The following is an 11,910-nucleotide window of genomic DNA, read 5'->3' on the forward strand; positions in this document are numbered from 1 at the left end:
TTACTCTTTTAAAAAGCCGTATTCATAAATTTTTGGCTCTAACTTTTTAGCTAAAGCATTTAAAGCTATGTTTAAATCACTTAGTAAAATTTTATAATGCTCGTCTTTTGCTTGGCTAGGACGATTCATCCTACCTTTTTCATCCCTACCTTGAAAAAATTCTTTGATATCATAAAACGAAGCATTGACAAGATAGCCTTTATCCTCGCTATGTGTGTGATAATACTTAAAAAGTTCTTTTCCTGCTTTTAAAAGCTCTTGAGCTTCAAGACTGAATTCTATCTTTACTAACTCATCACCAAAAAGTGAGTTTTCATCTTTTATCTTGCCCTTTATAAATTTATACATAAAATCACTCTCAAAAGCTTCTTTTGTGATACCTAGTTCTTTTTCACTAAAAGGTATGAAATGATTTATCCCTTCTTTTGCACTTATGCGATTTTGTCCATGAAAAAGCATAAAAGCTAAACAATCACTTTTAAACTCATCATCATTTTTATATAAATCATTAGGATATAAAAACTGATCTCTATCATTTATCCAAGTAGCATTTATAGCATGACGAACAGAGAAATATACAGCACCATTTAACAGGTTTTTTAGCGAGAATATGTAAAAATTAAAATGCTCTATTCCTTTGTTAAGAGAAAGATATAATTGGCTATTATGTTGAAAATCTGGGCTTGGGTTTCCCATAAATCCAAATTTCTCTTGTGATTTTTTATCATCAAAAATCTTGATCCATTTATTAATACTTTCTTTTTGATCATTATAAAAAGTTTTTATTCCTAAAAAACTCCCATTTTTATTAAATGTATCAAGTTTTATTTTTTTAATTTCTTCTTTTTTACTCATATCCCATATCAAAAATCCTATGGGAAATTTTCCTTTTACATTATCAAAGGTATCAGCAGGCACCATAAAACCTTTTAAAAATTTAGCCTTAAAATTCTCTCTAAATTTTATAAAATTGGTAGAATTTACATATTTTAATTTAGAAAAACTAGCCATTAAACAATCTTCTAACTCACAATAAATTCTGATAAAAAATTGTGCAAAAAGCTCATTGTTCGCTTTTCCTAAAATGTCTTTATATTTTTCACAAATTTTATTTTCTCTTGCTACTTTATCTTTATTTTTTCCTGTATTTGTAACCTGTGTAGCGCTTGTAGCCTCCGCATAAGGTGGATTTATAAAGATTATTAATTTTTTGCGTTTATTTTCATCTTTTAAAATTTCTTGCAAATTTAAAGGTAATTTTGATTTTTGGATGATTTTACCCTTATCATCACACTTATCAAAAAATTCATCATTTAAAAAATCAAATTGAAAAACATGATTTTCAAACAAATTCGCACCATTTTTTATACGCTCATGTATCACATCTATATCGGCTTTATCAAGAGTAGAACAAAAGATATTTTTTTTATTTGTAAATTTTGCTAGTAAATTTCCTGTTCCACCCGCTAAATCCCATATATAATATCCCTCTTCATAATCCTCCCCAAAAGTTTTAGAAAGATACTCACAAGCTTTATCCACCCAAATTCTTGGGGTAAAAAATGCTCCTTTTCGCTCTCTTACATCTTGATCTACAAGCAAATCTCTGCGTTTTATAATATAATCCCAAAATTCTTCCCTTGGAGGACGCTCGTAAATCGCCCAAAATTCATGATGAGCTTTTTGATTATCTTTAAAAGAAGTGCGTTCGTTAATGATAGAGCCTAAATCACTTTTTGTTTTATTAAACTCATAATAATCTTTTTTAAGAATGGCAAATAAATTTTGACTGATAGTTTCATTTTCACTTGAAAGCAAATCAGCCAAATAAAAATCAGCATCTATAATCCCGCTTTTTTTAGCCAAATTCCAATCAATACTGATAGTATCTTTAACCATTTTATTCCATTTATGATAAATACTTACAAAATTGTTTTTATCGATTTTAATTTTACTTATATTTTCGCTTGTAAGATTTTCTTTTATGAAAGTTTTTAATTCTTCATCATTTTTTTCATAATAAAAAATTTGCGCTGTATTTAAAATACTATCTAATTCTTTTAGAAGTTTTAAAAATTGCTCACTTGTATGATTGCTAGGCGTTACACTAAAGTTTATATCGCTTTGATAAAAAATTTCTTGCAAACAAGCAAAGGGTAAAAAAGCTATCTTTTCTCCATCAAAAGCACAAAGTAAATTTGGAGTTTGCTCTGTATAAAATTTATATTTTCCTATGGTAAGCACAAGCTGTACAAAAGATTTTTTAAGCTCACTTTTTCCTTGTTTAGCTTCAGCCCAAAGCAAATTAATTTCACCTAAAAGTCCTAAATTTTGAGTGATACAAAAATCAATCTTAGCACCTACATAATTAAATTTAGAAAAATACAAATCCTTAATCTTGCTTTTTAAAGGTTCTTCGCTTAGTTTTAAAAGTGTTTCAAACAAAACTATATCCTTATAAAATTCTTTTTTAAGGATATAATTTTAATACAAAGATACTTGTTTTTGTATAAATCTCACCCAAAAGCACCGCTTAAATAAGCCTTGGTTTTTTCTTGTTTTGGATTTTCAAAAAATTCTTTACTTTCACCAAATTCTATAAGCTCTCCAAGATGAAAAAATGCTGTATAATCAGCTACGCGTTTGCCTTGTTGCATATTATGCGTAACCATGATCATAGAAAGATTATGACTTAATTCTTTTAAAAGCTCTTCAATCACGCCTGAACTTATAGGATCAAGTGCAGAAGTTGGCTCATCTAAAAGCAAAAGTTTAGGTTTGATCGCTAAAGCTCTTGCGATACAAAGGCGTTGTTGTTGTCCGCCTGAAAGAGCTAGGGCATTTTGCTTTAATTTATCTTTAACCTCTTCAAAAAGCCCCACTTTTTGCAAGCAATCCACCACCAAAGCTTCTTCTTCATCTTTGTTTTTAATCATACCATGAAGTTTTGGTGCATAAGAGATGTTTTCATAAATGCTTTTTACAAAAACATTAGGTTGTTGAAAAACCATGCCTACATTTTTACGCAAGGCTACTACATCTTGATTTTTAACATCTTTTCCTTCAATTTCCACTAAACCATCGATTTTTGCAATTTTATCATTCATTCTATTAAAACAACGCAAAAAAGTGGATTTACCACATCCTGAAGCACCGATGAGTGCAGTAATTTTGTTTTGCTCTATTTGCATATTGATATCAAATAAAGCTTGTTTTTTTCCATAAAATAAATTTAAATTTGTTGTTTTTGCTATCACTTTAATTTTCCTTGAAAATATTTTCTTAATAATATTGCACTAAGATTTAACACGACTAAAAGTCCTAAAAGCACAATAATACCCGCTGCTGTTCTTTCTAAAAATGCACGCTCTGGCATAGCCGACCATGAGTAAATTTGAGCAGGTAAAACGCTAGTTGGATCAAAAATCGAACTAGCTACATCAGGGATAAATGCTATCATACCGATAATCATCAAAGGTGCAGTCTCGCCTATAGCTTGAGCTAAAGTTAAAATAGAACCTGTTAAAATCATAGGCATAGCCAAAGGTAACATAATACCTTTTACCATTTGAACCTTTGTCATACCTAAGGCATAAGCAGCATTTTTCATATTGATATCCACACTTTTTAAGGCTGCTTTGGTTGAAACAATGATAATAGGCAAACTCATGATCGCCAAAGTAAGCCCACCCACTAAAGCACTTGAACGAGGCATTCCAAAAAGATTGATAAACACTCCAAGTCCTAAAAGTCCAAACAAGATACTAGGAATACTTGCAAGGTTGTTAATACACACTTCTATAAAATGTGTAAGGATATTTTGTGGTGCAAATTCTTCTAAGTAAATTGCCGCTGCAACGCCTATAGGAACACTCACAACCATACAAACAAGCATAACAAGCAAAGTCCCTATAACTGAAGATAAAATTCCTGAATTTTCAGGAGATTTTGAGTCCCCATTTAAAAAGAAATTGCTATTAAATTTAAGCTCTATCTCGCCTTTTTGCACAAGATCATCGACTAAAGTTCTTTGTTTTTCACTAAGGCGATTATATTTTTGCTTCATATATTGATCTACTTCTGAATTTGCCAAAAGCCAAGTTTTTTCAGTGATTTGTCCTGTTCTTATTTTTCTTTGTTCTGCGCGAGATAAAAGATCATAAGCAGGAGAATTTCTATTAGCCTCTACAAAAATATAAGTTTGCTTAAAAGCAGGAAATCCAAGATAAGCTACACTTCCTAAAAAGATACAAAGAAAAATTAAATTAATATAAAGCCCCATTTTACAAAGTCTTTTAAAAGACTTTGAAGCTTTTTGTCTTTTTTTAAAAAGTTTTTTCATAAATTTTTCCTTTTGTGAAAGCGATTGATAAGATAAACGCTAAACATATTGATGATTAAAGTGATGACAAAAAGCACCAAACCTAAAGAAAAAGCACTTAAAGCCAAAGAACTATCAAAAGCTTGATCTCCACTTAAAGCTTCTACGATTTTTACCGTTACCGTTGTCATATCTTCTAAAAAATTTAAAGTTAAATTTGGACGCAAAGAAGCTGCCATCACCACTATCATAGTTTCGCCTAAGGCTCTTGAAAGTCCTAAAAGACAAGCTGCAACTATACCAGGAATAGCCTCAGGTAAAATCACGGCAAAAACCACTTCTTTTTTTGTCATACCTAAAGCATAAGCGCCATTAATCCTTTTCTCGCTTACTGCTTCAATGCAATCTTGAGATAAAGAAGCCACTATAGGTACTATCATGATCCCCATGATAAAACCTGCGCCTAAAGCACTTTGAAAGCTTGCTTGTATGCCAAATAAAGAAAAAAACCACACTATAAAAGGCGCTACAACTATAGCCGCAAAAAATCCAAAAACAACAGTAGGAATCCCTGCAATGATTTCTAAAATAGGTTTTAAGTAATTTTTAGATTTTTTGCCAGCAAAAACACCTAAATATATAGCACACATAACCCCTAAAGGTAAAGCCGTTAGCATAGCAATCAATGAAATATAAAAAGTTCCCCAAAAAAGCGATAGCGCCCCAAAAACACCTTGTTTACTCGTGCCATCTGCATTCATAAAAGCTGCATCAGCTGCCCACTGACTTGAGAATAAAAAGGTAACAACGCTTTCTTTTTGAAAGAATTTTAAAGCTTCAATTAAAATTGTAAGCATGATAGCAAAACTTACTATCACGCTTACAAAAGCACATAAAAAAAGTGCAAATTTGATTATTTTTTCTTTTAACAAAGTTTTTCCTTAAAAAACTTTTCCAGCTTTTACAAGCTCATCATTTAAAATTTTTCTATCTTCTACGTGTTTTTGAGAAGCTTTTAATTTATCATCACTCAAAGGAACAAGTCCTATTTTTTCAAGCTCTCCACCACTTTTTGCCAAATCATCACTCATATAAATTTTTGCAAAATCAAAGGCTTCTTTTGGATTTTTCTTAGCATTGATATAAATAAACAAACTTCTTGCAAGTTCGTATTTTTCATCTGCGATGCTTTCTTCGCTTGGCGTAACACCATCTATATTAGCAGCATTGATTTTGTCTGAATTGCTCACTAAAAAGCTATAACCAAAAATTCCAAAAGCATCCTTATCAATAGTAAGTTTTGAAACGATTAGATTATCATTTTCACCACTTGGGATATAAGCACCATCTTGGCGTATGGTTTTATACTCGCCTTTATACTCAGGAATTTTTTTAGACACATCACTCATTACAAGCTCTTCTATAGTATCTCTTGTTCCTGAACTTGATGGTGGACCATAAACACTAATTTTACGATTTGGTAAATTTTTATTGATTTGATTCCAGTTTGTATAAGGATTTGGTATAAGTTTTCCATTTTGTGGAATTTCTTTTGCCAATGCTAAGAAAAGTTCTTTTTTTGTGATATTTAATGGAGCATTGGTTTTATTTTGAGCTAAAACTATACCATCATAACCTATCATCATCCCTACTATATCAGTTACCCCTGCTTTTTTGCAAGTTTCAAATTCGCTTAATTTCATAGGTCTTGAAGCATTAGAAATATCAGTAGTTCCTTCACAAAATACCTTAAATCCACCCCCTGTTCCCAAGCTCTCTACTATAGGAGTTTTTGTATTTTTGATCGAAGCATATTCTTCAGCTACAAAAGAAGTAAAAGGATACACAGTCGATGAACCTGCGATTTTTAAATCTACTGCATTTAAAGCACCACAAAGTGCAAGACTTGCCACACTTAAAGATAGAATTTTTTTCATTTTTTCTCCTTAACTTTAAAAAAGTAATGGAAGTTTAAAAAAACTTGGAAACATTTTGGAAACATTTTTTATTTTGTATTTTTCTTAAATATAATTTTTAACTATCAAAAAATTTAGCTTGTTTTTAAAAAAATAATATATCATTATAAAACATTTTAAATTTTAATAAGGAGATAAGAATGCTTTCTAAAGAAGTTGTAAAATTACTCAATGAACAAATAAACAAAGAAATGTATGCAGCAAACTTATATCTTAGTATGAGTTCTTGGTGCTATGAAAACAGTCTTGATGGAGCTGGAGCCTTCTTGTTTGCACATGCAAGCGAAGAAAGCGATCATGCTAAAAAGCTTATCACTTATCTTAATGAAACAGATTCTCATGTAGAGCTTCAAGAAGTAAAACAGCCTGAACAAAATTTCAAATCTTTACTTGATGTTTTTGAAAAAACCTATGAACATGAGCAATTTATCACAAAATCAATCAATACTTTAGTTGAACACATGCTAACACATAAAGACTATTCTACTTTTAATTTCTTACAATGGTATGTAAGCGAACAACACGAAGAAGAAGCACTTTTCCGCGGTATAGTTGACAAGATTAAGTTAATCGGAGAACACGGAAATGGACTTTATTTAGCTGATCAATACATCAAAAATATTGCATTAAGCAGAAAAAAATAATCTTTGCCCTACTATGGGCAAATCTCGCTTTGGATTGAAGGTATGACTTATTTTTCTCTAGAATTTAGTATTTTAATGATAGCTTTTTTTGCTATTTATTGGACTTTTAAAAATGATTACAAAATACAAAATATTTTAATTTTAATTTTCTCTTATATTATTTATATTTTAATCAATCCTTATTTCGCCTTAGTTTTATTTATATATACCTTTTTTATACACTATTTTGCCTTGCTAATTTTTGTGCGTCGCAAGCGTTATATTTTCGCTACTTGCATGGCTTTTATTATTTTAAATTTATGTTTTTTTAAATACTTTCCTAGTATCAAAGGAAGTGTTGATGAGATATTAAATTTTTTCGGTTTAGAATTTTTAAATATTGATTTAGTATTACCAATAGGAATTAGTTTTTATACCTTTACTTCTATTACTTATCTTGTAGAAGTTTATCAAAAACGCCGTTTAGAAAGTTTTTTAAATTTAGCAACCTTCTTATCATTTTTTCCAACACTACTTTCAGGGCCCATTATGCGAAGTTCTTTTTTCTTTGAACAGGCCTATCAAAAACGCGAATTTAAACATGCAAATTTAATCATCATCTTGCTTGTTTTTGGTATAGTTAAAAAAGTTTTAATAGCCAATTACCTTGGAATTTATGCTAAAAGTATTTTAGACTTTCCACAATCTTATAATTTCATACAACTTTTAAGCGCAATTTACGCCTATGCAATTCAAATATACTGCGATTTTAGCGGATATGTTGATTTAGTTTGTGCTTTTGCTTTAATGTTAGGTTTTACCCTTCCGCCTAACTTTAACATGCCTTATCTTGCAAAAAACCTAAAAGATTTTTGGGCTAGATGGCATATCAGTCTTTCAACCTTTATAAGAGATTATATCTATATACCTTTAGGGGGCAATAGAAAAGGAATACCACGCACTGTAGCTAATATACTCATCGCTTTTATACTTTCAGGTATGTGGCATGGCAATACACTTGCTTTTATTGTTTGGGGTTTATTGCATGGTATTGGCATAGTTTTTATACATTTGCTAGCTTTAAGCAAATTTAGTTTACAAAAAATTCCAGCTTTAGGAAGATTTTTAACCTTTCAATTTGTATGTTTTACTTGGATTTTCTTTTATTATAGCAAAAATCTAGAAGATGCAATAGAATATTTTAAAGCTTGTTATTATAATTTCTTCCAAATTCCATCTTATAACGATATCTATATGTTGGTTGCTTTTGGGGTTCTTTTTATGATCTATCCTTTATTTATTAATTTTAAAGAATATTGCATTAAGATTTTAAATCTTACTCCATTTTTACTAAAACCTTTTATCATAGCTTTTATTTTACTTTTGGTTTTTGCTTTTATGCCAGATGGAATTCCTGATTTTATTTATTCGAGTTTTTAGATGAGTGTAGTTAGATTTTTCTTCATTTTGATTATGGTGCTTGGCTTGGTTGTTGTAGTTATGAATCAGAGCATTAGCTCTTATATAGAACAAAAATATCATTTTGCATTCTATCCTCATAATGATCTTTTAAAAGAAGCCAATGGCTTCAAAATTAAATTAGAACAAATTCGTGCAATTTTAAGCAACGAACCCTTGCCTCAAACCAATGAAGAAACTACAAATCAAGAAAGTAAATCAACAGATGAAAACTTAAGTAAAATAGATAAAGTTCTAAACACTTTAGAAAATGATGAAAACACTTCTCATAAAGAAACAAATCTAACCTTAATCCAAGATGCAAATATTAGTTTTATCGACAATACCAAATTAGAGCTACAAAATGGAGATGAGTTTTTATTTATCGGAGATTCTTTAATGCAAGGTGTTGCAATAGCCTTAAATAGAGATTTAAGAAATTTAAATCTTAAGGTAACCGATCTTAGTAAACAAAATACAGGCCTTTCTTATAAATCCTATTTTGACTGGTCAAAAGCCACCAATGAAGCTTTTATTAAAAACTCAAATATTAAATATCTTGTTGTTCTTCTTGGCGCTAATGATCCTTGGGATATTAAAAAAGGAGGAAATTACCATCGTTTTGGCTCCCCTTCTTGGATAGATATTTACACAAGTCGTGTAGATGAAATCATTAAAATCGCTAAAAAACATAAAGCCAAAGTTTTTTGGTTTGAAATCCCTCCTGTAAAAAAAGAAGATTTGAACAAAAAAATACAAGTGCTCAATAAAATTTACAGCGATGAAATTCTTAAAAATAAAGAAATTTTTATCAACACTAAGCTATTTTTTAGTGTCAATGATGAATACTCAGCTTATATAAAAGATGAAAACAATAGAAGTATAAAAGTAAGAACAGATGATGGGGTTCATTTTACTCCAAGTGGCGCAAGAGAAATGTCTAAACTTTTATTAGAACACATAAAACTTAAGGAAGAAAATGCTAGTAAATAAATTTAAAATTATCTTATTGTTTTTTATTATTTTTACTAGCTCTTATGCACAAAATTTAAATACAAATGACACAATAGATTCCATACTCAATCAAAACAAAAATCACTCTGCTTTAACAAGTTATGTATTAAAAAAAGATCTTAAAAATCTAGAAAAAAAATTAGAAAAAAATCAAAACATAGGAATTAGAATTTATGGAGATTCTCATATGGCGGCTGATTTCTTTCCGCGTGTCATAAGAGGATATTTAATCCGCTCTAACTCTATAGGTTTTGCCTATCCTTTACAGCCTAAATATCAACAAAATCTTAATCTTGTTTATTCTTATAAAAACTTTGAAATTTTAAACTCAAGAAATCCTGCTAATGCTGGACATAATTTTCCATTAGGTGGGATAATAGCCAAAGCAAAAACTAAAGGCGCAAAAATCAACCTTGATACAACCCTAGATAAAAAAAATTTCAAAATAGGATTTTTATTTAAAGCCAAGCAAAATACCAATGCTTTTAGCATCAAAGATGCAAAAAACCAAAGCTATGAGTTAAGAACTACACAAATTAACAAATGGTCTTATAAAGAACTAGAACTTGATCTTCCTTTGCAAATTTCAGCCTTACAAAAAGATGCTGAGCTAGGAGGATATTTCATCACAAATAAAGATAATAATGTTTTCTTAGATACCATTGCAATCAATGGTGCCAAAAGTGATTTATGGCTCTCTTGGAATCAAACAGTTGTAAAAAAAGAACTAGGACTTTTACACAATGATTTAATTATTCTTGCCTATGGTTCTAATGATGCACTCTTTAAAGGGTTTGAAAAACAAAAATTCAAAAATAATTTAAAAAAATGGATTAGTATTTTAAAAACTTACAATAAAAACGCTGTTATCATGCTAATCTCTCCACCAACTGTAGTTCAAAAACAAGGTAAAAACTACAAGCTTGCTCCTGATTTTTTTACCATACGCAAAGCATTATATGAAGTTGCTAAAGAAGAAAAAACTCTTATTTTTGATATGCATCAGTTTATGCAAGATAGTGGGGGAAAAAACAAATGGATAGAACAAAAGCTTTCGCTCAATGATGTACATCTTACTATAAAAGGCTATGAGCTGATGGCTAAAAAGTTACTCGAGGATTTAAAAAATATCATTGATTATTAAATTTAATACTTAAGAAATTCTAAGTTTTCATCATTAAAACTTAAAGCTGTGATTTGATAGTAAGAATTAATGGTTTTTAAAAGATTAAATCTAGCTCTTAAAAATTCTTGCTGGGTAGAATTTAAAGTATTGTTTGCATCCAAATAATCTTTTAATTCACTTTTTCCTAAAATATATTTTTCATAATACGCCTTAGTGATAAGCTCTTGTTTAATGTTAATATTTTGCAAATTTTGCAAAAGCAAGGTGTCGCTTTGATAATCTTTATAATTCAATGCAAATTCATTCATCGCACTTTGCAAGGCTTGCTCATAAGAAATTAAAAGTTGCTCATAAGTAAATTGTGAAATTTTGATATTTTGCTTTACTCTACCATAATCTAAGAAAGGTAAAGAAATCTTAACATTGCCACTTAAAATTTCAAATTTAAAACTATCATCGATTTTTTTATCACTTCCGCTTAATGCTCCACCTAAAGAAATACTAGGCAAAATAGATTTTTGCATGGAAGAATAATCCTTAAAGGCTGATTTTAAGCTATTGAGTTTAGATCTCACATCTGCACGGTACGCTAAAGCTTTTAAAGGTATATTAAAATCAGGACTTAAGGTTTTAAAATCATTTAAAGATAAAGTTTTAAAATACTCTATGTAAACAAAACCTTCTTGCTTTGCCAATAAATCTTGTAAATTTTTTATGAGTAAATTACGATTTTGATCATTGCTTAATAAATTTTGTTTAGCTCTTAATAAGCTTTGTTCTATGTTTAAAAGATCTAATTCTTCTATTTTTCCAAGCTTGTATTTATAACTATAAAGCTCTTTCATTTGTTCTAAATTTGAAAGATAAGCTCGAAGCAATTTATCTACATCGTTAAAATAAGCCAGCTCAAAAACATCATTTAAAGCTGTATTGATCATGCTTATTTTTAAATTTTCAAGATCATAAGCACTTGCTTTTGCACTAAATTCACTCGCACTTGCACTATCTCTTAATTTTCCATAAATATCAAGCTCATAGCTTAAATTTAAAGAATTATTGAAATTTTTACTTTGTTTGCCTGAATTTAAATCTTTATCTCCACCAAAACCCAAATTTCCACTTAAAGTCGGATATAAATCATAATCAATCAAATCGGCTCTAGCCAAAGCTGAAAGCAAAGTTTTTCTAGCTATATTAATATCACTATTATTCAATAAAACAAAATTTAGAAATTCATTTAATTTTGCATTATCATAGGATTTATACCAATCATAAGTGAGATTTAAATCTTTCATTTGTTCTTGAGTTAAATCAACTTCTTTAGGCAAGCTAAGTTTTACTCCACAAGCACTCAAGAAAAATGCTAAAAAAATGCTAAGTATTATTTTCATA

General features: G+C 29.6%; 10 protein-coding genes. 4 read left to right on the top strand and 6 right to left on the bottom strand.

Annotated elements, in window-relative coordinates; genetic code table 11:
* From SR62_RS03845 to SR62_RS03865, 5 genes are all read right to left on the bottom strand, one after another.
* Positions 1-2,445, bottom strand: coding sequence for a hypothetical protein (locus SR62_RS03845; protein WP_147502268.1), 2,445 nt, complete (start codon positions 2,443-2,445; stop codon positions 1-3).
* Positions 2,446-2,516: 71 nt separating this feature from the next.
* Entirely contained in the window at positions 2,517-3,257 is a 741-nt protein-coding gene (gene pstB, locus SR62_RS03850; RefSeq protein ID WP_002776307.1) for a phosphate ABC transporter ATP-binding protein PstB, read from the bottom strand.
* Positions 3,254-4,342: a phosphate ABC transporter permease PstA gene (pstA, locus tag SR62_RS03855; protein WP_002892320.1), complete on the bottom strand. Its 1,089-nt coding sequence runs from the start codon at positions 4,340-4,342 to the stop codon at positions 3,254-3,256. The genes pstB and pstA overlap by 4 nt, the downstream gene beginning before the upstream one ends.
* Entirely contained in the window at positions 4,339-5,253 is a 915-nt protein-coding gene (gene pstC / locus SR62_RS03860; protein ID WP_002776292.1) for a phosphate ABC transporter permease subunit PstC, read from the bottom strand. The genes pstA and pstC overlap by 4 nt, the downstream gene beginning before the upstream one ends.
* Positions 5,254-5,262: 9 nt before the next feature.
* Complete coding sequence (locus tag SR62_RS03865) at positions 5,263-6,258, bottom strand: substrate-binding domain-containing protein (protein WP_002892318.1); 996 nt, start codon at positions 6,256-6,258, stop codon at positions 5,263-5,265.
* A gap of 179 nt (positions 6,259-6,437) precedes the next feature.
* Here SR62_RS03865 and ctf point away from each other — a divergent pair, with 179 nt between their 5' ends.
* Genes ctf through SR62_RS03885 form a run of 4 tightly spaced genes read left to right on the top strand, consistent with a single transcriptional unit; the run spans position 6,438 to position 10,536 of the window.
* Entirely contained in the window at positions 6,438-6,941 is a 504-nt protein-coding gene (gene ctf / locus SR62_RS03870; protein WP_002852256.1) for a non-heme ferritin, read from the top strand.
* Between the two features lie 42 nt (positions 6,942-6,983).
* Complete coding sequence (locus SR62_RS03875) at positions 6,984-8,360, top strand: MBOAT family O-acyltransferase (protein WP_002892316.1); 1,377 nt, start codon at positions 6,984-6,986, stop codon at positions 8,358-8,360.
* Complete coding sequence (locus SR62_RS03880; RefSeq protein WP_022552253.1) at positions 8,361-9,371, top strand: GDSL-type esterase/lipase family protein; 1,011 nt, start codon at positions 8,361-8,363, stop codon at positions 9,369-9,371.
* Positions 9,358-10,536, top strand: coding sequence for an SGNH/GDSL hydrolase family protein (locus SR62_RS03885; RefSeq protein ID WP_002859110.1), 1,179 nt, complete (start codon positions 9,358-9,360; stop codon positions 10,534-10,536). Before SR62_RS03880 ends, SR62_RS03885 begins: the two co-directional genes overlap by 14 nt.
* Positions 10,537-10,538: 2 nt before the next feature.
* Here SR62_RS03885 and SR62_RS03890 read toward each other — a convergent pair whose 3' ends face one another.
* Positions 10,539-11,909: a TolC family protein gene (locus tag SR62_RS03890; protein WP_002892312.1), complete on the bottom strand. Its 1,371-nt coding sequence runs from the start codon at positions 11,907-11,909 to the stop codon at positions 10,539-10,541.
* Position 11,910 lies beyond the last annotated feature (1 nt).

Origin of the sequence: Campylobacter sp. 2014D-0258 (assembly GCF_008000495.1) — a bacterium.
Lineage (GTDB): Bacteria > Campylobacterota > Campylobacteria > Campylobacterales > Campylobacteraceae > Campylobacter_D > Campylobacter_D jejuni.

Excerpts from the sequence above, each read along its gene's own strand:
- pstA (WP_002892320.1), bottom strand. The coding sequence starts at position 4,342 with ATGAAAAAACTTTTTAAAAAAAGACAAAAAGCTTCAAAGTCTTTTAAA.
- SR62_RS03865 (WP_002892318.1), bottom strand. The coding sequence starts at position 6,258 with ATGAAAAAAATTCTATCTTTAAGTGTGGCAAGTCTTGCACTTTGTGGT.
- ctf (WP_002852256.1), top strand. The coding sequence starts at position 6,438 with ATGCTTTCTAAAGAAGTTGTAAAATTACTCAATGAACAAATAAACAAA.
- SR62_RS03875 (WP_002892316.1), top strand. The coding sequence starts at position 6,984 with ATGACTTATTTTTCTCTAGAATTTAGTATTTTAATGATAGCTTTTTTT.
- SR62_RS03880 (WP_022552253.1), top strand. The coding sequence starts at position 8,361 with ATGAGTGTAGTTAGATTTTTCTTCATTTTGATTATGGTGCTTGGCTTG.
- SR62_RS03885 (WP_002859110.1), top strand. The coding sequence starts at position 9,358 with ATGCTAGTAAATAAATTTAAAATTATCTTATTGTTTTTTATTATTTTT.
- SR62_RS03890 (WP_002892312.1), bottom strand. The coding sequence starts at position 11,909 with ATGAAAATAATACTTAGCATTTTTTTAGCATTTTTCTTGAGTGCTTGT.